At 45.1% G+C, this 24,804-nt stretch carries 20 protein-coding genes and 1 pseudogene; 9 read left to right on the forward strand and 12 right to left on the reverse strand.

The features are described from left to right. Positions 1-17: 17 nt before the first annotated feature. Positions 18-152: a hypothetical protein gene (locus H735_RS31895; RefSeq protein ID WP_009706678.1), complete on the reverse strand. Its 135-nt coding sequence runs from the start codon at positions 150-152 to the stop codon at positions 18-20. A 209-nt stretch (positions 153-361) separates the two neighbouring features. Here H735_RS31895 and H735_RS12470 point away from each other — a divergent pair, with 209 nt between their 5' ends. Continuing rightward, positions 362-949 carry a mechanosensitive ion channel family protein gene (locus tag H735_RS12470; protein ID WP_020197831.1) on the forward strand — a complete coding sequence of 196 codons (588 nt, stop codon included), beginning with the start codon at positions 362-364 and terminating at the stop codon, positions 947-949. A 301-nt stretch (positions 950-1,250) separates the two neighbouring features. Here H735_RS12470 and H735_RS12480 read toward each other — a convergent pair whose 3' ends face one another. Further along, positions 1,251-1,568, reverse strand: a complete 318-nt coding sequence (locus tag H735_RS12480; RefSeq protein ID WP_238320684.1) for a hypothetical protein — start codon at positions 1,566-1,568, stop codon at positions 1,251-1,253. A gap of 675 nt (positions 1,569-2,243) precedes the next feature. Here H735_RS12480 and H735_RS12485 point away from each other — a divergent pair. Continuing rightward, the gene (locus H735_RS12485) at positions 2,244-2,828 is read left to right on the forward strand and encodes a flavodoxin family protein (protein WP_020197828.1); all 585 of its coding nucleotides are present in this window, start codon (positions 2,244-2,246) and stop codon (positions 2,826-2,828) included. A 62-nt stretch (positions 2,829-2,890) separates the two neighbouring features. Here the strand turns inward: H735_RS12485 and H735_RS12490 are convergent, their stop codons facing one another. Beyond that, entirely contained in the window at positions 2,891-4,516 is a 1,626-nt protein-coding gene (locus tag H735_RS12490; protein WP_020197827.1) for an ABC transporter substrate-binding protein, read from the reverse strand. 187 nt (positions 4,517-4,703) lie between these two features. On the opposite strand from H735_RS12490, the gene mpaA reads away from it, so the two are divergent. Further along, complete coding sequence (gene mpaA, locus H735_RS12495) at positions 4,704-5,414, forward strand: murein tripeptide amidase MpaA (RefSeq protein ID WP_027726836.1); 711 nt, start codon at positions 4,704-4,706, stop codon at positions 5,412-5,414. 20 nt (positions 5,415-5,434) lie between these two features. Here the strand turns inward: mpaA and H735_RS12500 are convergent, their stop codons facing one another. Then, positions 5,435-6,286 carry an SIS domain-containing protein gene (locus H735_RS12500; protein WP_005428937.1) on the reverse strand — a complete coding sequence of 284 codons (852 nt, stop codon included), beginning with the start codon at positions 6,284-6,286 and terminating at the stop codon, positions 5,435-5,437. Positions 6,287-6,528: 242 nt separating this feature from the next. On the opposite strand from H735_RS12500, the gene murQ reads away from it, so the two are divergent. The 4 genes and pseudogenes from murQ (at position 6,529) to H735_RS12520 (ending at position 10,593) form a co-directional block, all read left to right on the forward strand. Continuing rightward, a complete protein-coding gene (gene murQ / locus H735_RS12505; RefSeq protein ID WP_020197825.1) occupies positions 6,529-7,431 on the forward strand; it encodes an N-acetylmuramic acid 6-phosphate etherase in 903 nt (300 codons plus the stop codon). 28 nt (positions 7,432-7,459) lie between these two features. Further along, a complete protein-coding gene (gene murP, locus H735_RS12510) occupies positions 7,460-8,914 on the forward strand; it encodes a PTS N-acetylmuramic acid transporter subunit IIBC (protein ID WP_020197824.1) in 1,455 nt (484 codons plus the stop codon). A 152-nt stretch (positions 8,915-9,066) separates the two neighbouring features. Continuing rightward, a pseudogene (locus tag H735_RS12515) lies at positions 9,067-10,120 on the forward strand (porin). Between the two features lie 224 nt (positions 10,121-10,344). Further along, on the forward strand, positions 10,345-10,593 hold the full coding sequence (locus tag H735_RS12520; RefSeq protein WP_020197822.1) for a hypothetical protein: 249 nt from the start codon (positions 10,345-10,347) through the stop codon (positions 10,591-10,593). Between the two features lie 12 nt (positions 10,594-10,605). Here H735_RS12520 and H735_RS12525 read toward each other — a convergent pair whose 3' ends face one another. Further along, complete coding sequence (locus H735_RS12525; protein ID WP_027726835.1) at positions 10,606-11,508, reverse strand: LysR family transcriptional regulator; 903 nt, start codon at positions 11,506-11,508, stop codon at positions 10,606-10,608. A 92-nt stretch (positions 11,509-11,600) separates the two neighbouring features. On the opposite strand from H735_RS12525, the gene H735_RS12530 reads away from it, so the two are divergent. Beyond that, on the forward strand, positions 11,601-12,254 hold the full coding sequence (locus H735_RS12530) for a CatB-related O-acetyltransferase (RefSeq protein WP_020197820.1): 654 nt from the start codon (positions 11,601-11,603) through the stop codon (positions 12,252-12,254). A gap of 65 nt (positions 12,255-12,319) precedes the next feature. Here the strand turns inward: H735_RS12530 and H735_RS12535 are convergent, their stop codons facing one another. The 4 genes from H735_RS12535 to H735_RS12550 all read right to left on the reverse strand — a co-directional run bounded on the left by H735_RS12535 (position 12,320) and on the right by H735_RS12550 (position 18,745). Continuing rightward, positions 12,320-13,999, reverse strand: coding sequence for a DUF342 domain-containing protein (locus tag H735_RS12535; protein WP_020197819.1), 1,680 nt, complete (start codon positions 13,997-13,999; stop codon positions 12,320-12,322). Positions 14,000-14,411: 412 nt separating this feature from the next. Beyond that, on the reverse strand, positions 14,412-16,430 hold the full coding sequence (locus H735_RS12540; RefSeq protein WP_020197818.1) for a tRNA(Met) cytidine acetyltransferase TmcA: 2,019 nt from the start codon (positions 16,428-16,430) through the stop codon (positions 14,412-14,414). A 115-nt stretch (positions 16,431-16,545) separates the two neighbouring features. Beyond that, positions 16,546-17,520: a ParB/RepB/Spo0J family partition protein gene (locus tag H735_RS12545; protein WP_012130357.1), complete on the reverse strand. Its 975-nt coding sequence runs from the start codon at positions 17,518-17,520 to the stop codon at positions 16,546-16,548. 7 nt (positions 17,521-17,527) lie between these two features. After that, positions 17,528-18,745 carry an AAA family ATPase gene (locus tag H735_RS12550; RefSeq protein ID WP_005428912.1) on the reverse strand — a complete coding sequence of 406 codons (1,218 nt, stop codon included), beginning with the start codon at positions 18,743-18,745 and terminating at the stop codon, positions 17,528-17,530. Between the two features lie 1,241 nt (positions 18,746-19,986). On the opposite strand from H735_RS12550, the gene H735_RS12560 reads away from it, so the two are divergent. Then, positions 19,987-21,957 carry a replication initiator protein RctB domain-containing protein gene (locus tag H735_RS12560; RefSeq protein WP_005435856.1) on the forward strand — a complete coding sequence of 657 codons (1,971 nt, stop codon included), beginning with the start codon at positions 19,987-19,989 and terminating at the stop codon, positions 21,955-21,957. 323 nt (positions 21,958-22,280) lie between these two features. On the opposite strand, the gene H735_RS12565 is transcribed toward H735_RS12560, so the two are convergent. Genes H735_RS12565 through H735_RS12575 form a run of 3 tightly spaced genes read right to left on the reverse strand, consistent with a single transcriptional unit; the run spans position 22,281 to position 24,531 of the window. Further along, entirely contained in the window at positions 22,281-22,748 is a 468-nt protein-coding gene (locus H735_RS12565) for a hypothetical protein (protein ID WP_009706694.1), read from the reverse strand. After that, on the reverse strand, positions 22,748-23,680 hold the full coding sequence (locus tag H735_RS12570) for an ATP-binding cassette domain-containing protein (RefSeq protein WP_020197816.1): 933 nt from the start codon (positions 23,678-23,680) through the stop codon (positions 22,748-22,750). Before H735_RS12570 ends, H735_RS12565 begins: the two co-directional genes overlap by 1 nt. Then, positions 23,677-24,531: an ABC transporter ATP-binding protein gene (locus H735_RS12575; protein WP_009706696.1), complete on the reverse strand. Its 855-nt coding sequence runs from the start codon at positions 24,529-24,531 to the stop codon at positions 23,677-23,679. The genes H735_RS12570 and H735_RS12575 overlap by 4 nt, the downstream gene beginning before the upstream one ends. Between the last annotated feature and the right edge of the window lie 273 nt (positions 24,532-24,804).

The raw sequence follows: 24,804 nt of genomic DNA on the forward strand, positions 1-24,804 counted from the left end.
ACTGCGTTTCGCGGGGCTTATTTATTGATGGTCAGTAATCCAAAGTAGCCAAACTCTTCGAGGAATATCCAAAGCAACACAAAGCCGACAATAACCACCAATCCCATGATTGCCCTTTCATCTTCTTCCATCGCATCCCTACCATTTTCCATAACGCTCTTAAGTTACGTTTCTAGATTAGCAGCAGCCAACGCACCAGATATCAGAGTTCATCTCTTCTCAATTCGGAACTGAGATGTCGGTCAAAATTTGTTCAACACTAATATTCCTCTGCATCTAAAATAGTTAATTACTTGCGAGCCAAAATCGGCTATAACACGCGCCTTCTTAATATTCTCGAGTTGAAGAAATGAATCATTGGATGCATTTAGAGCAAATCAGTCAGTATTTCACGGCTGGCTCTATCGGTTATAAAGTGTTGATGGGCGTCATCATTCTGATCGCTTATCGCTTGCTCAAGAAAATCGCCAACCGTGCGATCCAGAATTTGGCAGAAGCTAAAGGCGTAAACAAAGCGCGCTTGAGCTTTATTCAGCGCTGCTTCAACGTCGCGTTCTTGTTTTTGTTTGCTTCGCTTTTCGCCATCGTAACCGGCATTGGTTATGGCGATGTGTCACTCTTCCTATCGTCTATCTTTGCGGTATTGGGGGTGGCTTTCATCGCGCAGTGGTCGATTCTGAGTAACATCACAGCAAGCTTTTTGATCTTCTTTGTCTTTCCGTACCGCGTCGGTGATCGAATTAAAGTCGTGGATAAAGACGAAGACATCAGTGGTGAGATTCAGGAAATCCGCATGTTCCATGTGCTGATCAAGCACGACAACGGCAACCTAATCACTTACCCAAACAACTTGATGCTACAAAAAGCGGTCTTAAAACTGGCAAAAGAAAAAGCCAAGCCTGAGGAGCCAAAAACCACCTCACGCATTTATACCCGCAGAAAGAAATAACCCACTAAAAAGCCGATGTAGATACATCGGCTTTTTCATATCACTTGGTGGTCACAAATAACCCAAAGTTAATCGCAAAAAACAGTGAAGAAACAAAACGTATAAACTGAAGGTCACCACCGTATTCTTTCATGATAAAAACATGACACATCGCCGAAACCAATAGCGCCACTTTAACCAGAGGAAGCTTCTTCTTGGAGAACCTTAAATACATACAAAAAATAGAAATGCTGCAAGCAAAGAAAAAAATCGTCACTAGTTCCGTCTTCCTTCAAATACAAGGACATAGTTTTAGTTAGGCTTATATCTTTAGCTTCATCATGAGCCACCCACTAATATTTAGCGAGATAAGGGCAGAAAAGAAATAAAAGATAAGACTGATTGAAACCAAAAGCAGTGCATGCGCTTTATCTTTTAAGCTCTCTGGATGAACATCCATATTCACATCAAATATCCCACCTATAAAGTGTGCAAATACCATAGAAGAGGCTGTAGAAACGCCTCCTACCATAATGATAATAATCCCCCGCCTTAAGAAACGATGGAACGTACTTTTACCGCCTTGGATAAGGTCTGAGTTTATATACTTAAATCTATTTTTCCGCCTATTAGTCATCATTAACATCGGTACCTTTATCATCGTTTCCAAGAGCGTTTTCTACATCGGCTTTTTGTTTGCGCCTCAAACTCATCTGTCTTTAGGAGACTGTTTAATTTTGATTCCTCTTAACACAGTCCAACCAACATACCGAGTTAACGCTTAGTACAGATAGACACAAAATCCTCTAACTTATGACTGCAGGAATAATCGAGCAACCATGGCAAAGCTTCCAACAACAAATACCCAACGATAATTGAAACTAAGCTAACAATAAGATATAGCTTCTTTTTTTCCATGAGGCTCGGCCTGGACTCATGGTACAGATTCCAAAACTTAACACCGCCCCAGATTAAGCTAAAGAAGGTAAGTACTAAAGCACAGACCAATGTATAAAATAAGTAAATCAACCAATCCTCCCCTAAACACACAAACTGCCCACAATCACTTGAATATTCTCTCATAGGAACAAAGCGCTTTCTGGAATTAAATACCTAATATACTGTCGTTTTTTTGGACGTATCTACCACCGACTTATTCCTCAGTCGATAGCCCTCTCCAAAAACAACTACATTGCTCTTAAATCAATCAGCAAATATTTAGTTCACTCATTTCAAACCATCTCTTGACCTCAACCAAGCTTGAGGTTTTAGCCTTATTCGCACGATTCAAAATCAACGATGAAAAGGAACCATTGTGTCCAAAATTGCGATTATTTATTTCTCAAAAACCGACGTTACTGGTCAGCTTGCTCGCGCGATTGCCGCAGGCGTTGAACAACAAGGCATTGAACAACAAGGTGGATTTGAAATTTTCTCTCACCGTATTGAAGGCAGTGAGATTATTGAGGGGCGTTTTGTGAACCCTAGCCTAATGGATGAACTTGCTGAGTGCGATGCGATTATCTTTGGCTCACCGACCTATATGGGTGGCGTAGCAGCGCAGTTTAAAGCATTTGCAGATGCAAGCAGTGAATCTTGGTATTACCAAAAATGGGCGGGTAAAATCGCGGCTGGCTTTACCAGTGGTGGGGCAATGAATGGCGATCAGTCAATGACGTTGCAGTATCTACAAACGCTCGCTAGTCAGCATGGCATGATGTGGGTCGGATTGGATAAGATCAGCAATTCTGGCGAGCAAAATCTGAACCGATATGGCGTACAAGGTGGCATTGTTGCTCAAGGCGGTGAAGATGGTCAGTTGCATGCCTCAGATGTTGCAACGGCGGAGTATCTTGGCAAACGAGTCGCAATACTCGTAGACAAGCTCTCCACTCGCTAGCAATAAAAGAAGCCCCGTAAGATACATCTTCGGGGCTTCTTATTTATCGCTTGTTTTGAGCGCTACTTCTTAATATAGAGGTCTTTCGAGTAGATACGGCCCTCTACGTTGTTCTTGGCAAAACCGCCAACCGTAGGACGAACCAAACGCGCTTGCATGTAGTAGTAAATCGGTGCGATTGGCATATCTGCCGCCAACAATTGCTCGGCTTGATCATAGAAACCTTGGCGCGCTTTCTCATCGGTTGCGGCCAATGCACTGTTCATCGCGTTGTCGTAGGCTTCACTGCTGTAACGCGCAAAGTTACCTGACGAACCAGAGCGCAGTAGACTCAAGAAGGTCGAAGCTTCGTTGTAATCTCCGCACCACGAGGCGCGCATAACATCGAAGTCCCCTTGTTTGCGAGCGACGAGATAAGATTTCCACTCTTGGTTTTCTAATTCGACTTTCGCGCCCAAGTTGTTCTTCAACATAGAAGCAATCGCCACTGCAATGGCTTTGTTCGATTCACTGGTGTTGTACAGCAATTTGAAATCCAGAGACTTACCATCACCGTATCCCGCTTCTTTCAGCAGTTCGCGCGCCTTTTCATCACGCTGTTTTTGCGTCCATGTGCTGTATTCTGGCTGAGTCGCATCAAAGCCGGCGGTGTATTGGTGTGCGAACGTATAAGCAGGCAGGTTACCCACTTGCGTGACACCATTCGTGATCACATCACGCATCATCGAATAAGACACAGCTTTACGAACTCGCTCATCATCGAACGGAGGACGTGTTGTGTTAAACGCGTAGTAGTAAGTACAAAGTAGCGGAACCGCGGTATACGCTTGCTCGTAATCCTTCTTCAGCTTTTGCGCCATATGGGTTGGTACATCTGAGGTAATGTCCACTTCCCCCACCGCATAGCGATTGATCGATGCGTTTTGGTTCTCAAACGGAATGTATGTCACTTCTGTGAGATGAGTATCCGCTCTATCCCAGTAGTTTGGGTTCTTTTTCAGTTCAATGCGTTCATTCACCACCCATTTATCCAGAACAAATGCACCGTTGCCAACAAACTGCTGCGGGTCACTCCACGGCTTTTCGCTGTTCTCAACCGTTGCTTTGTGTACAGGCATCATCGAAGTGTGGCCTGTCATTGCGACAAAGTACGGCACTTTGCTATCAAGTTCGAAGCGCAGAGTATGTTTATCGACGGCGGTGATACCAAGAGCATCCAGTGGCTTTTTACCTTCTGCTACGTCAGCGATGTTTTTGATCTTAGTAAGTTTGAGATACCAAACATTGGGAGAAGCAGTTTTCGGATCCACTGCACGACGCAGTGAATAGACAAAATCATCCGCTGTCACAGGATCGCCATTCGACCATTTTGCGTCTCTACGCAGCTGGAACACAAAGGTTTGGTTGTCTTCGGTTTGCCAAGATTCCGCAACACCAGGAACGATATTGCCATCGCGGTCTTGAATGACTAATCCCTCAAACAAATCACGAATTACGTGCATCTCTGGTAAGCCTTCGGCTTTTGCAGAGTCTAGCGTCGCCGCTTCTGCATCGTTTGCTCGTACTAAATGTTGTTCCGGTGCGAGTTGCACACCATCAGGTAAAGAATCAGCTAAAGCTGAAGCGGATAAAAATGGGGGCAATAAAGAGGAAACCAGTAACGCTGTTGAATGCTTTTTAAAATCCATATCGTTTTTCGTTCTCCTAACACGTCTTTTGAAGCAAGTACCATTATTCATCATACAAGCATTGACGAACTTTAAGTGTTCAGTTTATATCCGAGTAATCTCAAGATGCTAAGTTCAACGGCTGTAACATGAGTTATATATAGCTTGAGTGATGAATAGATACTACTCGAACAATCAGGAGATTACGGTGAGTCTAATTCCAAGAACGGAAAGAGCGGCATTTTTAATTACGCCAACATCATATGGAAAATCGGTACTGGGCGCGCCGTTGTTGTACTTCCCAGCACAAGTAGAAAGTAACTCGCGAGGCCTTATTCTCGCGGGGACACACGGCGACGAGACAGCCTCAATCGCCGGATTGTCGTGCGCGTTAAGAAGCTTGCCAGCGGAGTGTCTGAAACACGATGTGGTTATATCGATGAACCCAGACGCAAACCAACTGGGTACGCGAGCCAACGCCAATCAAGTCGATCTAAACCGTGCGTTTCCCACACAGAATTGGACAGAGCACGGCACAGTCTATCGCTGGAGCTCACATACACCTGTTCGAGATGTGAAAGTAAAAACGGGTAGCAAAGAACAGCTAGAGCCAGAAGTTGACGCACTAATTAGTTTGATTGAACTGCGCAGACCAAAATTTGTGGTCTCGTTTCATGAGCCATTAGCGTTTGTCGACGACCCTGCTCATTCTGATTTGGCCAAATGGCTCGGCAAGCAATTCAATCTACCTATCGTTGACGATGTTGATTACGAAACGCCGGGGTCTTTCGGAACTTGGTGCAATGAACGCCAACTACCTTGTATTACGGTAGAATTGCCACCGATCTCGGCGGATCTCACGATCGAAAAGCATCTCGATGCGTTTATTGCTTTGTTGCAGCACGATCCAGATCTTTAATTTCTAGCTATACGAAGCGATCAAGTAAGGATCTGCTTGATATCGGTACTGATATCACTGATCAACTGACGCGCGCTTTCGTCTCTTTGCTGCACCAAAATAATAAACAGCAGATCCGTAATCACGTTTTGTGCCGTACGCGAAGCAATGGAAGAGCTGCGATGCTCTGTTTCATTGGCGATGGTATCAAACGTGATGTCCGCAATGTCTCTCAAGCGGCTTCTCCCCGGCGCAGACAAAGCAATCACCTTTGCTCCCTGCTCTTTCGCCGCTTCCGCAGCCACCAGAATCTCTTTTCGTTCTCCTGAAAAAGAAATAGCGATCTGCACATCTTGTGAAGAGAGCGTACGCGCAACCGCAATTTGTACGTGACTGTCTTGCTCTGATAGCGCGGTAATCCCAAGCTTAAGCAGTTTAAAGCTCAAATCTTTTGCCGTAAGTGCAGAGCCGCCAATGCCCACCACTTGCACACGGCGCGCTTCACTCAACCACTTCACCGCTTGATGACACGCCTCATAAGAGAGCGCATTGGTCGTTTGGAACATAGCGTCGGTTTTCGCTTTAACCAGTTTTTGCGAAATCACCGCAATCGGGTCATCCGCCAGAATGTCACTGTGTAGCGGGGTGGATTGCATCGCTTGCTTACGGCCAATCTCTTCGTTCAACGCCAACTTGAACTCGCTATAGCCTTTATAGCCAATTCTCTGAGTGAATTTGACGATGCTCGATTGGCTCACTTGCACTTGCGCAGCAAGTTCTTGACTGGTCAATTGGGCGGCTTTTTCTGCATTTTCGACAATCCAATCGCCAACCAAACGACCACTTTGAGAGAGTTGAGTACGTCTTGCGACGATTTTATTGATAACGGACACGACAAAATTCCAAAAACTTTAAATAAATTATTCCAAAACAGAAATAATCACACTTTTGTTTAACTGCCTGATTAACTTAACAACCCTTGTTTCTACGTAGGTTATCTCATCAGTATTCTCGGTCATTATTCCAAATTTTTACTGAACAAAGAATAACCTCAAGTGTGATTTTTATCACCCAACCTGAATATTTTATTCCATAGAATCGCCCTCAGATTGAACATTTACGAAGAGTACAAAACATGAAAATTGATTTAAGCCGATTGGTGACAGAAAGCCGCAATCCAGCGAGCGCAGAGATCGATACGCTTTCTACCATCGAGATGCTGCAAGTCATTAACCAAGAGGATCAGAAAGTCGCTTTAGCGGTGCAAGCCGTATTGCCACAAATCGCGCAAACCGTCGATGCCATTACTGCAGCGTTCGCCAATGGTGGCCGTTTGATTTACATGGGCGCAGGTACATCTGGCCGCCTTGGTATTCTTGATGCGAGTGAATGCCCTCCAACTTATGGCACACACCCAGATATGGTTATTGGTGTAATTGCTGGTGGTCATCAAGCGATTTTGAAAGCGGTAGAAAACGCAGAAGACAACGCTCAAATGGGCCAAGACGATTTAAAAGCGCTGAATCTGACTCAGCATGATGTTGTTGTTGGCATCGCTGCTAGTGGCCGTACTCCTTATGTTTTAGGTGGTTTGGAGTACGCAAAATCTGTCGGAGCAACAACGGCATCAATCGCTTGTAACCCAGGATGCGCAATGGCAGAAGCGGCCGACATCGCCATTCTTCCGGTAGTGGGCGCAGAAGTCGTCACCGGCTCTTCACGCATGAAAGCAGGCACAGCGCAAAAATTGGTGCTGAACATGCTGACTTCCGGCGCAATGATTCGCAGCGGTAAAGTGTTTGGCAATTTAATGGTGGATGTAGAAGCCACCAACGCCAAACTGATTCAGCGTCAAACCAACATTGTGATTGAAGCAACAGGCGCAACAAAAGAACAAGCAGAAAAAGCGCTTGAAGCGTGTGAACGTCACTGTAAGACCGCCATTTTAATGATTCTGGCTGATTTGGATGCAGAGCAAGCCAAGTCTCGCCTCGCCGAGCACAACGGTTTTATTCGTGCAGCACTAAATAATAACTAAACAGCCCTAGTCCTGAAGGATAGTCCCTATGGCCAAAATTACCTCTAACACAGTATCGCAATTGCTCGCCGCAGTGGGTGGCAGTAACAACGTAAGTAAATGCGGTAACTGTATGACGCGTTTGCGTTTATCTCTCGCAAATAACAGCTTGGCGGATCAATCCGTCATTAAACAAATTCCCGGCGTAATGGGTGTGGTAGAAAGCGACGAGCAATTCCAGATCATTCTTGGTCCCGGTAAAGCTCAGCAAGCGGCCGATATGATGAATAAGTTGATCGACAGCTTAATCTCTGGTGACAGTGAAGAGCCTGACGCACCACAACAGGATCTTTCTGCTGTCGCCGCAGAACAGAAAAAACAGATGAAGAGTAAGCAAACCAGTGCGGTTCAGCGTTTTCTGAGTAAGTTTGCCACCATCTTTACACCGCTGATTCCCGGCTTTATTGCTGCGGGTTTGCTGCTCGGCTTTGCAACGTTATTGGAACAAATTTTCGTGCTCGACCAAACGCCAAGCCAGTTTATGTTGGATTTGATTGCCTACATGAAGGTCTTTGGCAAAGGTCTGTTCGCTTTCTTAAGCATTCTAATTGGCTACAACGCTCAGCAAGCTTTTGGTGGCTCAGGCGTCAATGGCGCCATACTCGCTTCGCTATTTGTGTTGGGTTATAACCCCGATGCAACGTCGGGCATTTATTCCGGAATGAATGAGTTCTTCGGTTTTGCGATTGATCCTCGTGGCAACATTATTGGCGTGTTGATGGCAGCGATCATTGGTGCTCAGGTCGAGAAAAAAGTGCGTCAGTATATGCCTGACGATCTGGACATGATCTTAACCTCAGTTGTCACGCTTTTGATCATGGGTGCAGTAACGTTTTTGATCATCATGCCAATCGGTGGTGAGCTATTCAAAGGCATGTCTTGGTTGTTCCTAAACTTGAATGACAACCCATTAGGCGCAGCGATTTTGGCAGGTTTGTTCTTAATTTCCGTGGTATTTGGCATCCACCAAGGGTTTGTGCCGGTTTACTTCGCTCTCATGGAAGCACAAGGTTTCAACTCGCTGTTTCCTATCCTAGCGATGGCTGGTGGCGGTCAAGTAGGTGCTTCTATGGCGCTGTACTTCAAAGCTAAGAAAGACGCCCTACTACGCACACAAGTAAAAGGCGCCATCATTCCAGGTCTACTTGGCATCGGTGAGCCACTGATTTACGGCGTGACGCTACCGCGCGTTAAACCGTTCGTAACCGCTTGTATTGGTGGCGCAGCGGGTGGCTTCTTTATCGGCTTAGTCTCTTACCTTGGCCTGCCTGTCGGTCTAAACACCGTATTCGGCCCATCTGGTATCGTTGCAATCCCTCTGATGACCTCGGCTAGCGGCATCTTTGCCGGCATGATGGTGTTCATCGGTGGCCTACTTATCTCTTACATCGTTGGCTTCCTAGCTACCTACTTCTTTGGCTGCAAAGACGTTGATTTAAGCTAAATCATTCTAACCCCTATAGGAATGGACTAGCTCGCGTCCTTGAGCTTTCAAGGGCGCACCCTCTCTCTACTTCTCACGACATTGATTTTATTCCGTTATTCGGAAGGGGCTTTGTCGTGCTTAAAAACAATAGAAACGAAAAGGTCGTTCACATGAAAAAGCACATTTTGACTCTACTTCTCCCTACTCTGATGGCATCGAACGCAGCGATGGCCGCTCAACTTTACCAAGCAGAAGACGGGTCGGTTTTGAACATTTACTCTCGTCTTGGCTTTAACGTCACTAATAAAAATGATGAACACGGTGATGCTAACGGCGAATTTGATGGCCGTATTGGTTTAAATGGCTCACAAACCATCAACGAACACGCCTCTGTCATTGGCCCAATACCAAGTAGGTGCAGCCGAATACGCCAACCAAGTGAACGACAAGCCTTCTCTCACAGCACGTTACGTTTGGGCTGGTATTGATGCACAAGATTACGGTCGAATCACAGGTGGTCGTGTTGCGTCAGGATTAATCATGTTCACCGACATTGGTGATGTGTTCGCGTCATCAGACGTATCTATGGCACGCCAAGCAAATAAAGTGGATAAAACCGCGACACAAGTTTTCCGTCAAGACGGTACGCTGCAATACCAAAACCGCATTGGTAACTTCGACGCATCGGTGGCTTACATTATTGGTAACAGCACCTCTGAACTCGACTACGGCTACAACGCAGCACTTCGTTACACCCTAGAAATGGGCGATTTAGGTACACTAGCCCCTGTAGTTGCAATGCAAAAAAGCAAAGGCGATGCGCGTGAAAACAACGATACCGATTACACCTTCTGGGGAGCAGGTACGCGTTACTACTTGGGTGATTTGATGTTAGGTGCGCTTTACTCAGAAGATGAGCTAGAAGGTTACTTCTCTGAAACCAGTACCGATAAAGTCATGGAGCTGACCGCGGTTTACAGTGTAAATGACAAATGGGCGCTACGTGCTGGTTACCGCTCTCTAGAAAACAGCGACGGCGACGAGCTTGAGCTGAAAGATACGACAGTTGAAGTGCAATACAAACTGACCCCTCGCTCTTCTATCTACACCAGTTACGTTGACCGTAATGGCTCACGCGGTTACGACAACGCACAAGAAGTCTCGTTTGGTGGTGCACATGCAGATGAAAGCTACTACCACTTCGGGCTACGTTACGAGCTGTAAATGTCCATACGCTCGTTTTAGTTAGCTAAGATTTCCTCCTCGATATTTTTCCTGCCTTTAAAATATCGAGGAGTGAAATCTTCCTTCTTTTCAGTTACTAGCCACTCTATGAGTTTCCTAATAGGCATTGCTGTCAATTATCATTACATGCATGTTTACTTTTTCATCATTAAGCAAAGTACTCTCTCATCAATTAATCATCACTGAATCAATATGAGAGCCTTATGCCTGTAAAATTTTGCTCACACTGCAACAAACCGACTGAACACAAACGCGTGATGAAACGCATCAACACTCAACCTGAAAACATCAACGGCAAAACAGCCCGTTTAATGGTGTTGGTATCACGCTGTTTTACCGGTAACCACTATCACGAGTTAACACCTCAATTCTACTGCCGCACTTGTAATCAACACTTTCAAGGCACTGCAGAGATTAAAGACCTGCACGCTCAAGACAACCTGTCAGTTTAAAATGATTACAGCTTAAAATGATTGCTGTTTGAAATGCTCAATAAACGCCTGCGTTCGCTTTGGTAAATGCTCACGTTTAGGATAAAGAATATAGAGCGGCAGGATCGCATCCGTTTGCCATTCAGGGAGTAACGGCACGAGTTGCGATCGCTCTTCACCGTTGAGTTTCTCCAATGCAAATTCATCCAACATTGCAACGCCGCATCCCGCAAGAGTGGCTTCAAGCATGGATTGAACCAAATTAAAGCTGAGTACACTTTGCAAAGCCACTGACACTTTTTGCTTGGTTTCAATATGATGAAAGTGCCACGTATCGAGGTTTAACTCTTCATTGCGATACACAATGTGGTCAAGCTGATAAAGATCTTCCGGCGTAGCTATGCTTGGTTTGTTAGACAAGTACGCTTTGTGTGCGAACGGTTTACAGTGTAAAGAGCGCAGATGGTGGCCAATATAGCCCTCGGGTGGATTGTTTGTGAAGAAAAACGCCACATCAAAGCCAGACTCAATAAGATCCAAAGGCGTTTCTGAAAAGATCACTTCGAACGTCACTTCCGGATATAGTTGGCGAAACTCGATCAATGCTTGGTTCAATAACGCCGCACCAAATGATGCCGACGCCGCGATGCGCAAATGCCCAGCGACTCGGTCACTTTCCATCACTTGTTCATTAATCTGCTCCGCTCCTTCCATCAAACCCTTTACTTGCTGATAAAAGCGCAGTCCATCGTAAGTTAGATTAAATTGCCTTGTTGTACGTTGAATCAACTGTACTGACAGAATCTCTTCTAACTGCCTCAATTGACGGCTCGCGTGCGCGTTTGAGCAACGCAGTTTTTTCGCCGCGCCAGCAATACTCTTCTCTTCACATAGAGCGATGTACATCGGCACGTAGCTTAGCCACTTTATTTCCATATGGTAATTATGAATCTCTAAAAACAATCTACTGGAAATAATAGAAAGGCTCTACACTGCTTACAACTTAAAATTTGAACGGAGAATCACGAATGAACGCATTCGATACTTGGTTAAAAGGGCAAGTGATCAAAGACCATGTCACTAACCCGAATATCGAGGTGGGAGATTACAGTTATTACTCAGGGTTTTATCACGGTAAAAAATTTGAAGATCAATCGGTTCGTTATTTGATGGGCGACAGCGTTACCCAACAAGAGTGGCAAGAGGGTGCTTATGGCGAAGTGGACAAACTGATCATTGGCAAGTTCTGTTCAATCGCTTCTGGCGCGACCTTTATGATGGCAGGCAATCAAGGCCATCGGGTAGATTGGATTTCTACCTTTCCATTTTCTCCTGAAGAGTTTGGAGAAGATGTACAAAGCGGATTTGAACGTGCAGGTGATACTGTTGTGGGTAATGATGTGTGGATTGGCAGCGAAGCGATGATCATGCCGGGCGTGAAAATTGGAGATGGTGCCGTGATTGGTGCGCGCTCAGTCATCACAAAAGATGTTCCGCCCTACTCGATTGTTGTTGGTCACAATCATATTGTTCGCCAGCGCTTTGACGACGAATGTGTCGCCATGTTGTTAGAAATCAAATGGTGGGATTGGCCCATTAACCATATTAAACAAGCAATGAAGATCATGTGCAGCAGTGATGTACGTGCACTTGGTGCTTACTACCAAGAACACATTGCCTAACGTTTAAAAACAAAAGCCCGTGTACCTCTCAATACACGGGCTTTTTGATTATTTCAGTTAAAGAGTTAAATCGCAACGACGTCTTCTTCCTCTAAATTTGCCGCCACTTTGATTTCGTATTGGTTAAAGCTAAACACACAACCGCCATGGGTGCGTTTGGTTGTCACCTGCTCGTCTCCAAATTGCACTGTAACACGGGTAAACACGCGATCTTTGGCTTCGACGATATTCTCTTCTAGTGAGACTTCAAACTCTTGCTCAGTGTGTTCTAGCTTCTGTTTAACTTCTTCAAGGCGAGTATTGTTTTGCGCTTTCATTACTTCGATTTGAGCTTGTTCTTCATCAGTACGCTCTGCTTTAGGACGCTTCTTAAATTCAAGTTCCTTACGAATCACATCCATCGTGCCTTCCTGAGCAGATTTGTATTCTTCTTTTAAGCTGGCAATGCGCTCTTTGTACAAGGCGTAATTAGCAAAAGCTTCGACCTTAGTTGCAGTATCGCCTTCTACACCAAGTTGCGAACAAAGCACCTTACCTCCTACTTTGGCATCACCACCGCTTAAAGTGCCGTTTTTACCGCTGGCATCAAGTACGGTCAGGTTGCGTCCACACTCAATGTCGTTATTCATGCTGTGCACAGCGAGCTCTATATCCTCGCCAGACTGCAATTCGCAATACTGGGCGTAACTGGCACGAATCGATGTTTTGGTTCGAACGTGGCAACTCTTTGGCTGACCATCACTCACTGTGTGGCCAATAATGCCTTTCGCCACTTGGATATCACCCTCAGCTTGTACATCCGCAGATTCAATAAAGCCACCAACGGTAATAGAGCCTGTCGCTTTGACGATCATGCCAGATTCAATGTTTCCACCAATGATGACATTGCCTTTAAACTTAACGTGCCCGGTATTTACGCCCACACTGTTGAGACACAGCGCATTATCGACCTCGATGGTTTTGTCTTTGATGAGAGGCGTACCAGATACAGAAGCAATCAGAAGATTAGGATCGGCTTTGCTAATTTCCGTTCCTTTACCCGGTTTAATCGGGCTGTCTTTGCCTGCTTGAGGAGGAATCACGCGGCCTTGCACAGTAAAACCTGGAATCCCCTTAGTAGCAGGCGTTCGACGCATGACCTCGTCGCCAATATCAACGGCAATGGTTTCACCCAAGTTGCGTAAATCAATCTTGTCGCTGGTCGATTGGCCTTCTTTCGGTTTGAGGATACGTTTGGTGATGTCTTTGACGAGGGGCGTAAAGATGGCGTCTTTACCTTTGACAGGTTGTTTACCAACGGCGACAGGTTGAGTGAAGGTTTCTCCGGGTTTGAGTTGATTGCTGACGACCATAACTTTTTTAAGCGCCAACTTATTGATGCCTTTCGACACTCTCGCATGAGCCAGTGCTTGAACGATTTCAGGGCCACGCAAACCTCGGCCCCCATAAGCACCTACTATGTTCATGCTAGCGAGCATGTCGTTGTTCGACAGTTCAACTTCTACCTGAGCATTCTTAATCTGTGCGACGACGATGCCTTCGTATGCTTCAGCTTTACGCTCACGAGCACAGTTAATGAATCGAACCACTTCAGCGTCATCAACAAACGCCTGACTGGCATTCATTGCTTGAAGCTGTTCAGGCAACTCCTTTTGATTTAGCTCACCTCCGAGTTCAATATCTCCCGGTAGGCGGGCAAAAATCCTCGTTTTGTCTTCCGACCATTCAAGGCATATCTTCCACATAACCAATCCATCTGCTACCCATCACCCAATTCAGTCTAACCAAAATCATTTTCTGAACAAACCTCTCAATTCTCAGAATCAGGCTCACATCACTAAAGGAAGCCCCGCGAGTTATGAGCTAGAGATAAGCTCACTCAGAATTTCTAAATCCGATTTAGATTCATTTTTTGCGTTGCGCTCTCCCTACTTCACCAAAGCATCACGACCTGTGTTTGAATAGATGGTGAAGCATCCCTAATGGGTAATCTGACTTTAAGGGAAGTTTATTATTTAGCTCATTTTATATATGACTAATAAAACAAGACTTCCGTTTACAGTGTAAATTGAGATTGGCCCTACATCTCAACCGCCAGCCTTGGCAGAGACCAAATAAAAAAAGGAGAGGATTTACAGTGTAAATTGCTTGCTCTGTTTACACTGTAAATTTAGCTATCAAAACTTGTAGTTCTTTTCTTATCTGCGCTTCAACTTGCTTACGTCCCGGCAAGCCGTATTGCTTAGCGCACGCACTCCAGTCTTTGTTTAAGAATAATTTACTGATCATCAAGTCAGACACATCGGCCAAACCACATTGCAATAACCATTGCTGAATCCAAACAGAGACCGATTCGAAGTTGTTCCCACCTTGAGCATAACTCTCTATAAGAGTGCGCTTCGTTAAATGGGACTGGCACGTAGATACCGAGGTTGGCAATAGCGCACGAAGCAAGCTTGGCTCCAACTTAGGATACGTAGACGCCGCACTCAATGGCAACAGTTCTTCGAACAGCGATTTCGCTTCGTTTATCCAACCTTGTTGTGAGCCACATTGACGAACCATCAACAACGAGTAACACCCACTTGCTGCATCTCGCATACTTCCAAGACGAATGGATTCAAAACCAGATTGCTTCCAAAACGCTATCAGTTCTTCTGTCGCACCAAAGCTGGTGGACAAATAAGAGATATGAGGCGGCGTAGTTTGTTCCAACTGCTTCAACATTTGTTGGCCAATGCCCTTGCCTTGCAAATCTGGATGCACCGCAATTCGCATGACTCGTAAAGTAGAAAGCGCACCCACATCAGCATAACCAAGCTGATTGATGATAGTCACTGGCGTCAGATGCCCTTTCGGACGACGTTTCCCAAGCTGAATATCTTTAACGAGATTCGAATCAAGGCTGCCCTCCTCCACAGTTAACATCACCCCGACGACTTCATTGTTATTCTGAGCTACGTAGATCTGGCAATGTTCATCTTGCAAAAGATGCAGCAAATCATTTGGCGAGGTTTGATAATGCGCATTCACAAGTAACGCAAAACACGTTTTCAATACGGAAGGATTAGAAATCAACGCTGACTTACGGAGGTTGATTAATGAAATATCGTCAAGCTCAGCAGGCTGACTCGGAGCGAGTTCTGCATCCAGTAAAAATGCTTGGTAGAGCCATGCTTCTAAATTATCGTTTGTCGCCCATCGAATAGGTTGTTGAAGATGACAAAGTTTCATTCCAGGTCTTTGCTTTTGTAGCCAATCGACAAACTTAAGCGTGAAGCCACGGCCACAACCTTCATAACCATGAATGGTGGTTGAAAAAACGAGACGATGATATTGCTCGGTAATCTGCTTAAGCATAGGAACCGGAATCGCGGCAGCTTCATCAACCAATAACAAATCACACTCAGGTAAAGTAGAGAGTAATTCATCTGGTGCGATAAACTGAATGCAGCCCTGCCCCGCTTCTAATCGGTCTTTCTTAACGCGCTGTGCGGTTGATAGCATTCTCTGCGCGTGCTGATAAACAGGTTCAACCGCTTTGATGTTTGGCGCTGTGACGAGAATTCGCAGTGGCTTTTGCTCTAGAAGATGCGCGCACGCAATGCCTAACGCACTGGTTTTCCCTCGACCACGATCGGCGGTTAATACTAAAGGACGTTTGCGATGCCCTGTCACCACTTTTTCGATAAAAGAAACCGCTTCAGTTTGCTCACTATACTGATGTGCTTTTTCCGCTTGTATGAACGCTGGCAATGAAGGCAATGACAAATTCTCCTCAATCACGGTGAGTTGTTGCCATTGCGATTGCAGCCACAGTCCCGCTTCATCCGCGTCTTGGTCTTTATTGGCAACTACAATTAATAGTCCACCGCCGACGAGCGCACCAAGAGCCGAAGTAAAACTGTTGGCATCAAGTTCTTTTCTCGCGTCAAACAGCAGAACGTCACACTCACGGCCGAGCAACATATTGCCTTGTTTTGCATTTACGCAGTGGGTGTTTTCTAGTTGCCACTCACCTACGCAGAACCAAGTTTGATTTTGTCGCTTCTGATGAAATTCGGCAATCAAGGCATTTTGCCAATCGGCATCACCATAAATCACCACGCCATTACGTTGAAAGGCTTTGTAAGATTGGAGCTGAAGCTGAGAAAGGAATTCAGATTGTGCGAGCATTACGTGTATCCAAGCATTGAACTAACGCCATGTTATCACATCTGGATTCATGGATACTTCGCCAAATTACAGACATAAAAAAACCGCCCGGAGGCGGTTTCAAACAAGAAGAGGTTTACTTCATTTTGCTCTCAACGAAAGCCAGAATTTCTTCCATCAAGCTGTCGTCTACTTTCTTCAAGTTAAGAGCAAGGTTGTTACCTTTACGGCTGTAGCTTGCGCGACCTTTAACTAAATCGACTTTTTCTGCTTTCTTAGCCGGCTTAGCAGGCGCTAATTCTGCAATCCAGCTTTCGATGCTTTCTGTCACTTCTTTAGTAAGACGAGCCACACCTTGAGCTGTACTGCGCTGCCACAAATAACCTTCCGACGTACGACACTTATCCAACAAGTTTTGTTGTTGTTCGCCGTTTAATGTCGAGAACTGCTTATGCAGCTTAACAATTGTTGGACGACCTAAATCACCAACATTCGGATAAGCTTGCAGAAGTTCAAGCGGAAGTGCCGCAGCTTTTAATGCACCACTCACCAATGCTTCACTACACTGGAACATTTTTGCTAGTGCTTTTTGGTCTTCAGCTTCGCCACTTTCAAGCTTCGCCTGCATCTCTTTACCTTTTTCGTATAGAGACAGTGGCTTGTGCGCGTTTGCTACATCAGAAAGGAATTTCGCGTGGTCTGTGTTGATGCCGTCACCAACGTAAACCAAGAAATCCTGCCCCGCTAAGATACAAGACATACGACGGCGACTACCGTCTAATACTTCAATCTTGCCATCTTCAGTGCGACGACCAACCGCCGGATATTGTTGACCACGTTCTTTCAACGTCACCAACACATCCGATAGAGCGTGTTCGTTTAGGAAAGATTGCTCACGAGCGTTCTCTGCAAATACGCTAGTGTCTGTCGCCACTTTATCCGCAGGAATGCGCACCAATTCAAACTGAACGGTGTTCTCGCCTGCTACAGCAAGTTCGATAGTTTGCGCTTTGTCTTTTGCCGCCGTTTGCGCTTCTTGAGGTGTCGCAACACGACGCTTATTGGTTTTACCAAATAATTTCGCGTTTAATTCAGACGTTTTCAATGCCATTTATTCATTACCCCTGATTCAATGACGGCCAGTTAGAGTGCAGTACGCGCTCTAGTTCTAGTGCACTCTTATGTACCGCATCTTGTGCAGTAGCGAGTGTTTTCTTACCCCCTTCGAAGTCGCCTACGGTCAAGTCAAACACCGTGCTGTAGGTGTCAGCACACGTTTCGAATGCACGACTACGAGGAATAGTGGCCATCATAACTTGGTCACCTAGAAGATAGTTCATTTCAGTTAGAACAGAAACTTGCTTCTTGTTGTCGTCTTCAAACATGGTTGGCATCAAACGAACAAACTCAAGACCATTCCAATCTTCTGGGAACATCTCGTACACCGTTGGAAGGTGTTGGAAGAAGTTTACTGTTGAAGCCCAGTCAAGACGCTTCGCTGCACAAGGAATCAATAGCGCGTTTGATGCATACATTGCGTTCCATACTAGCGGGTCAACGTGTGGACCGGTATCAATCATAATCACGTCGAAGTCATTCGCGATCTTGTCAATCAACTGCTCTTTCAATAGACGAACGATGTCTAGTGATGGGTCTTCAGAGAGTGTTTGCCACGCTTCTGCGTTGAACATTGCGTCTTCAGGGAAAGCAGAAATCGATTTCAAGTTCGGGTATTGCGTTGGCAACAGCACGTTCTTGTGTAGAAACTCACGATCGATTTCAACGCCATCTGGCACGTTACCAAGCATGATATCAACCGCTGAATAGATGTTGTCGTGCTCAGCCACACTGATTTGTGGGTTCAAGAACAGACGCAGAGAGCCTTGAGGGTCAAGGTCAATCAAACAAATGCGGTAGCGTTTATCTAGGTTTAGCGCCAGACATGCCGCTAAGTGAACCGCAGTCATCGATTTACCCGTACCACCCTTTTGGTTTTGTACGTTGATGATCCACGGTTTGTTTTCAGAATTCTTTTTGCGTTCATGGAATTTAGGCACTTCTGCCGCATCCATTAGCATGTGCGCTTCTTCAAGCGTGATTGAATAATGGTTGGCATTATTCTTTGTAAATTGATGACCTTCCGCTTCCATCTTACCGATAGCATCGTCCAGCTTACGGCGAGTCAAACCTGAGCGGGTTTCCATCATTGCCTTAGACATTGGTGGGAAGTAGTTGTCACTACGCTCTTCCAAAACAATCTCAATACGGTCAGCTTGAACTTGTTGCGTCAGTTCTGCTAATTCCTGGAGATTTTCAATCGTTGTTTCTCTTTTCATGCCAAATTCCGTTGGAAGGATATCTGCATTTAATTGTACAGCACTGCAATCCAAAAACAACAAAAAGGTGAACAAGCATTTTGAATAACCATCACATAAAAAACACTCACAAACGCCTGTTTTATGATTTCACCTTAAAAACATCACAAAATTTAATCAAATCTATGCCAATAAAGTGATTCAAACTTTGAAAGAATAAAAATGTCACACTGTCACGTATTTACAATGTAAATCTACAGTTTTTCCGGAACGATTATAGAAAGACGCTAAATTACGGATAGTGTGAGATGAATCTAGTGTTTGACGATGAATGAGCGTTTTTAATTAAAAACACGAGAAGCGACTACCTTGATCATGCATCCAGTATGTTTATTCATGTAAAACAGCGATATTGAACGGAAGAGTGATCAAGGAAGCATCATGATCATTCTTCCGTCGAGAGCAGCAAATACGAAAGCATGATCAAGGAAATTATGTGTCCCAGTACATTGCACATCGATTTTTCAATGCGATCAATTTATCGGAAAAATGATCAAGTGAATTTCAGCCTCGGAAGCATGCTTTTTCACGGCCAATTTACGGATGAATGCAGATAGACTGGGGGATAGAGGCCAAATCAAAGATAAAAACGTGGAACGATGAAAATAAACCGAAAACAAAATGTAGAACGCGATATCATGATCATGCTTCCGTTTGTTTCGGGAGAATGCAGAGAAACAAGGCGTGCGATGTAAAATTGGACAAGGTTTCAGCATTTGCGCAAATAGTATTCACAAGCAGCGACAGAACGATGAAAAACGACGCTCTTGATCATTGTTCCAAAGGTAAAACCCCACTGCTTTACCGCAAACGAAGACAAAGTTTTCCAAGGCGTACCTTTATTTCTGTGGATAAGTTGTACAAACATCATGATCATCGTTTCACGACCTTTTTGATCATCTTTTCAGAAACTTAATGATCATGCTTACGGCGCTTTGTGATCATGCTTTCTGACTTTTGTTGATCATCGTTTCGGAATATTCATGATCATAGTTCCGAATTGCCGTTTTAAAATATCCATTTAAAACATAAACTTACGCCGTCAAAAATCTCCAGATCATTAGATCATATAATCAATTAAGATCAGATTAATCAAAAAGATCAGTTATTTAAAAACAAAGATTTTTTCTTTATTTATGATCTGTTTTTCTTTATTCTTCGGAACCATAGCAAAACTACGGCTAGTGTGATCTGGATCTAAAATGACGGCTGATGAAAAAATTCTGATTAAAGCGCCAAGAAGCCATAAGGATGGGCACCTTTTTGAGGTACACGAATCTTCTGCAGATTGGGTAGAACAATACCAACACTTCAAAGGGGTTACCAAGAGCATCTTAGAGTTGCTTAATCTGATCTCCTTACGAGGATTCAGCAGCAAAGACGGTTTGGTCTCCACAACAGAAATTGTGGCAGCAACCGACGGTCAACTAACCAGAGCCGCATTACAACAACGCTTACGTGCTGCCGTTAACATTGGTTTGTTTACTCAAACACCAGTACGCTTTGAAGAAGGCCTTGCTGGTAAAACCATGTTGCACAAGTTCGTTAACCCTAACCAGTTAATCTCAGCCTTAGGGGCCACCAGCTTAGTCACAGAAAAAGTTCGTCAGAGCGAAAAGCAAAAACGTTCTAAGGCCTTGGCACAAACCCAAGTGAACAAGCGCCTGTTGAATGAACATGGTCTGAATACCCCACCGATGATGAAGGATGAAGCGGATCAATTTGTCGTTTCACCAACTAACTGGGCAGGGATCATCGACCAAGCTTTAGCGCCACCACGCACTCGTAAGAGCTACCAAAAATCCATGGTGTCGATCTCTGGCACCAAAGCTGTGATTGAAACACGATCGTCGAAAAACATCATGACAGTGGACGATCTGATGACGCTGTTTGCTCTGTTTACACTGACCGTGCAATACCATGATCATCACAAAGATCAGTACCACATGGATGCGGCGCATGTGCCGAATAAAACCCCGTTGTACATCACGGATATCCTGTCATTGCGTGGCAAGAAGGACAGCGGCCCGGCACGTGATTCAATCCGTGACAGTATTGATCGAATCGAATTTACCGATTTCCAATTGCACGAGCTAACTGGTCGTTGGCTAAGTGAAAACATGCCAGAAGGCTTCAAGAGTGATCGTTTCCGTTTCATTGCGAGAACCATTACCGCATCGGAAGAAGCGCCAACAGAAGGTGCTGACGGTGAGATTCGCATTAAGCCGAACTTATACATCCTAGTCTGGGAACCTTCGTTCTACGAAGAACTGCTGACGCGTGATTATTTCTTCTTGTTCCCGCCAGAGATTCTGAAACAACACACCTTGGTGTTCCAGCTGTATTCGTTCTTCCGTAGCCGCATGGTGCGCAAACACACCGATTGCATGTTGCTGAGTGAATTGAACCAAAAACTGGCACGAAACATCGAATGGCGCCGTTTCTCAATGGATCTGATCCGTGAGTTGAAGCGCTTGTCTGACGGCAAAGGGACGGAAGATCTTTTTGTTGTGAACTTATGGGGTTATCACTTAACGATCGAGACCATGATCGAAAATGGTAAAGTGATGGACTACCAAGTCGACATCAAATGCGATGTCGAAGAGGTATTGCGCTACTCTCGCGCTCGTACGACCAACGCAGGAAAGCGCAACATGGCGCCTACGCTGCCAAACCCACTTCGTAATGAGATGGTTACGAGGCAGCAGCTAGACGAGCTCTCAGGCATCATAGACGGCGAATTTGAGCCTATTCAGCGCAAAGCACCGTCTCCACGTGGCAATTTGGGCCGTCGAGTGAAACAGAAAAAGCACCTGGTCGAGATCAACGCAGACGAGATAACCATTACTCTATCCAAATATACCTCTCCAGAGGCCCTAGAACGTAGTATAACGGCTTTATCGGCGATGACAGGGCATTCCTATGCCTCAATCAAAGAAGAGTGTTCTGAGTTCATTGACAAGCTTGACTACCTGCGAGTAGGGGACGCCCCACTGCCATACGAGACATTGAGCAAGACTGTGGAACTGTTTAACGGCCAAAATGACGTGAAACATCTGACCATCGAGCGCTTGATCGCTGGGTTGGCTGTTCGTCGAAAAGTGTGTCGTCAGATTTTTGAAGGTCACATGGATGAGATGGTATTCAGAGCACTTGATGAAATGGCGATTTAATATGAATCACGTGGATGCTTTTCGAGTGATAAGCGTGACGAATTGATTCAGAATGTAACAATGAATTGCACTGATGGAAATCAGACCTAACTCTTACAAATCACTGACATTGCGGTTCCGAGGGCAGACTAAGATTTATCCCGAATAGACAACCTTTTGTCCTTTCTGATGATTAATAGATTGGCTCATATTGTTACATTCATTCTGAATAGACTTCGCGAGTTTCTCCTCAAGAAACTCGCTTTTTTTTATCTAAAATTCCTGCCCTGTGCACCTGCTTAAACTGACAAATCCTAGTCTGTTACCTTGATCATCTTTCCGGATTAATGACGTAACCCTTGATCATGCTTCCTAGTTTCATTCCAATTCAACGATCGCATCAACGCAACGTGTGACTCGATCAAGCTACTCGCTTGTTGCTGCCATTCAGTTTGATCGTGTTGCTGATTACAAAACTCCAACGCCAGAACGGTCAAATGTTGTAAGCGTTTGAGACACCAATCCTTGATAAGAATATCGGTCATCGGTTGGCAAGCCGATTGTTCGAGCTTCGCACCAGTGTATTGCAGGATTTGGAAGGCTTTTTGATGGTCTTGATGCCTAGCGTGTTGAAAGACTCTTAAACAGCCATCTAGCCAACAAGCGATCGCTTTACTCTGTTCGTCCGTCAGTTCTGGACCAAACACAGCGACAGGCGCTTGGTATAAGATCGCTTCTAAGCTTTCTACTTGATCATGCTTCCGATTGTCGTACCAATCTGATAGTTGATCTTGCCAGGTCATCAAATCCATTAGGCTGCCTCAGTCCATTGTTTTACAAAGTGATTTGGTCCGATTTGATCATAATCTTCGACCACAACGCTGCTGCGACTGCGGATCTCATCGGCATCTACTGAATAGTTTGGTTCACTTTCCACTAGGTTGCCAAATGGCAGATCAGGATCCGGTACCGCAGAGATCAATAACTTAGTGTATGGGTGCTGTGGATTCTTTAAGATCGCTTGGGTATCTCCCCATTCGACGATCTGCCCTTTGTACATCACAGCCGTTTCTTCAGCGATGTAATGCGCGGTTGCAAGGTCGTGAGTGATGTATAGGAACCCGATCCCCAGTTCTTGCTTCATACGTTGCATCAGATTGAGTACGCCCAAGCGAATCGATACATCCAGCATCGACGTCGGTTCATCGGCAAGAATAAGTTGTGAGCCTACCGCTAGAGCGCGCGCCAGATTAACGCGTTGACGCTGGCCACCACTGAGTTCGTGAGGGAACTTGTTCAGCGTTTCCTCTGGCAACTCTACCAAATCCAACAGCTCTAGCAGTTTGGCTGGGATTTCTTTGTCACTTTTCACTTGCTTATGAATCTTCAGTGGGCGAGTTAAGTGATGGCGAATAGTATGGGTTGGGTTTAAAGAGCCAAACGGGTCTTGGAACACCATTTGGACTTTACTGCGGTAATCCTGAATCTCACCACGACCAGTAATGTCGTTGATGTTTTTGCCATTGAAAAGGATCTCACCATCGCTGGCTGGATAGACCTTGGTAATTAATCGCGCGCAGGTGCTCTTGCCGCAACCTGATTCGCCCACCAGCGCGAGGGTTTTGCCTGCATAAAGATCAAAGCTAACGCCCTGAAGCGCAAGGAAGGTTTCTTCTTTGGCGAAGCCACCACCGACTTTGAATTCCTTGATCACGTTTTTCATTTGGATGATCGGTTCACTCATGCTGGTGCTCCTTCCGTTTGTGGCTGTTTATGTACATCGTGAATATTCGGGAACGAAGCCCAAAGCTTTTGGGTATATTCGTGTTGAGGATGATTGCGGATTTCGTATGAGCTATTCACTTCAACAATCTTGCCGTGGCGCATGATGGCAATGCGGTCGCACAATTGGCTCATGAGCGCTAAATCGTGGGTAATAAAGAGTACTGAGAAGCCAAACTCGTCACGTAACTGATAGATTTGCTGCAAGATTTCACGTTGAACCACCACATCGAGTGCTGTGGTTGGCTCGTCCATGATGATCAATTTGGGATTGAGGGATAGGGCAATCGCAATCACTAAACGTTGACGCATGCCGCCGGAGAACTGATGTGGGTATTCTCCCAGACGATTTCTCGGTATGTTGACCAAATCGAGAAGCTTCTCCGCACGGTCTTTAGCTTGTTCGTTAGTTAATCCTTTGTGGTGGCGTAATACGTCAGCAAATTGTTCCTGAACGGTGAGAACAGGATTCAGTGAGTTCATGGCACTTTGGAACACCATTGCAATCTCGCTCCAGCGTAGCGTATTTAGTTCATTGTCAGGCAGACGAAGGATGTCTTTGCCTTCAAATAGAATTTGCCCACCAGAGATAAACGCGGGCGGCTTGTGCAGACGGTTGATAGAGAAAGCAATGGTACTTTTACCACAGCCTGATTCACCCGCCAGGCCAAATATTTCGCCTTTACCAATATCAAAGCTCACCGATTTCACAGCATTGAAGTCGCCGTTATCGGTGATGTAATCCACACATAACTCTCTGATCTGAATGACAGGATCAGAGTGATATGCCTGATTCAGGTTTAGTTCACTCATCATTACACCTTACCAATACAAAAGATAATTATTATCATTATCAGGTGTGTAAGGTTTGCGAAAGGCAAAACCGTCTAATCAGTGAAGTGACTCGAAAGTTGAGTGTAATAAAAAGAATTTTTTCCGTTATGGAAGTGTGAATTTACGAGGGAAAAATGAGAGCTGGATCAGCTCACTTTTCGTAGGGGGAATTCTTCAAATTTAATCGCTAAAAATGCGCTTTGCAAAAACTAAATGATGAATCTATTAACGAGTTAGTGAAAGGTCGAAAGG

It is taken from the genome of Vibrio owensii CAIM 1854 = LMG 25443, from assembly GCF_000817815.1.
GTDB lineage: Bacteria > Pseudomonadota > Gammaproteobacteria > Enterobacterales > Vibrionaceae > Vibrio > Vibrio owensii.

Bases quoted from the DNA above. Each gene is read 5' to 3' on its own strand.
- H735_RS12575 (WP_009706696.1), bottom strand. From the start codon at position 24,531: ATGAGTGAACTAAACCTGAATCAGGCATATCACTCTGATCCTGTCATT.
- H735_RS12560 (WP_005435856.1), top strand. From the start codon at position 19,987: ATGACGGCTGATGAAAAAATTCTGATTAAAGCGCCAAGAAGCCATAAG.
- H735_RS12520 (WP_020197822.1), top strand. From the start codon at position 10,345: ATGCCTGTAAAATTTTGCTCACACTGCAACAAACCGACTGAACACAAA.
- H735_RS12540 (WP_020197818.1), bottom strand. From the start codon at position 16,430: ATGCTCGCACAATCTGAATTCCTTTCTCAGCTTCAGCTCCAATCTTAC.
- H735_RS12545 (WP_012130357.1), bottom strand. From the start codon at position 17,520: ATGGCATTGAAAACGTCTGAATTAAACGCGAAATTATTTGGTAAAACC.
- murP (WP_020197824.1), top strand. From the start codon at position 7,460: ATGGCCAAAATTACCTCTAACACAGTATCGCAATTGCTCGCCGCAGTG.
- H735_RS12535 (WP_020197819.1), bottom strand. From the start codon at position 13,999: ATGTGGAAGATATGCCTTGAATGGTCGGAAGACAAAACGAGGATTTTT.
- H735_RS12570 (WP_020197816.1), bottom strand. From the start codon at position 23,680: ATGAGTGAACCGATCATCCAAATGAAAAACGTGATCAAGGAATTCAAA.
- H735_RS12530 (WP_020197820.1), top strand. From the start codon at position 11,601: ATGAACGCATTCGATACTTGGTTAAAAGGGCAAGTGATCAAAGACCAT.
- H735_RS12490 (WP_020197827.1), bottom strand. From the start codon at position 4,516: ATGGATTTTAAAAAGCATTCAACAGCGTTACTGGTTTCCTCTTTATTG.
- H735_RS12565 (WP_009706694.1), bottom strand. From the start codon at position 22,748: ATGGATTTGATGACCTGGCAAGATCAACTATCAGATTGGTACGACAAT.
- H735_RS12470 (WP_020197831.1), top strand. From the start codon at position 362: ATGCATTTAGAGCAAATCAGTCAGTATTTCACGGCTGGCTCTATCGGT.
- H735_RS12550 (WP_005428912.1), bottom strand. From the start codon at position 18,745: ATGAAAAGAGAAACAACGATTGAAAATCTCCAGGAATTAGCAGAACTG.
- murQ (WP_020197825.1), top strand. From the start codon at position 6,529: ATGAAAATTGATTTAAGCCGATTGGTGACAGAAAGCCGCAATCCAGCG.
- H735_RS31895 (WP_009706678.1), bottom strand. From the start codon at position 152: ATGGAAAATGGTAGGGATGCGATGGAAGAAGATGAAAGGGCAATCATG.
- H735_RS12525 (WP_027726835.1), bottom strand. From the start codon at position 11,508: ATGGAAATAAAGTGGCTAAGCTACGTGCCGATGTACATCGCTCTATGT.
- H735_RS12480 (WP_238320684.1), bottom strand. From the start codon at position 1,568: ATGATGACTAATAGGCGGAAAAATAGATTTAAGTATATAAACTCAGAC.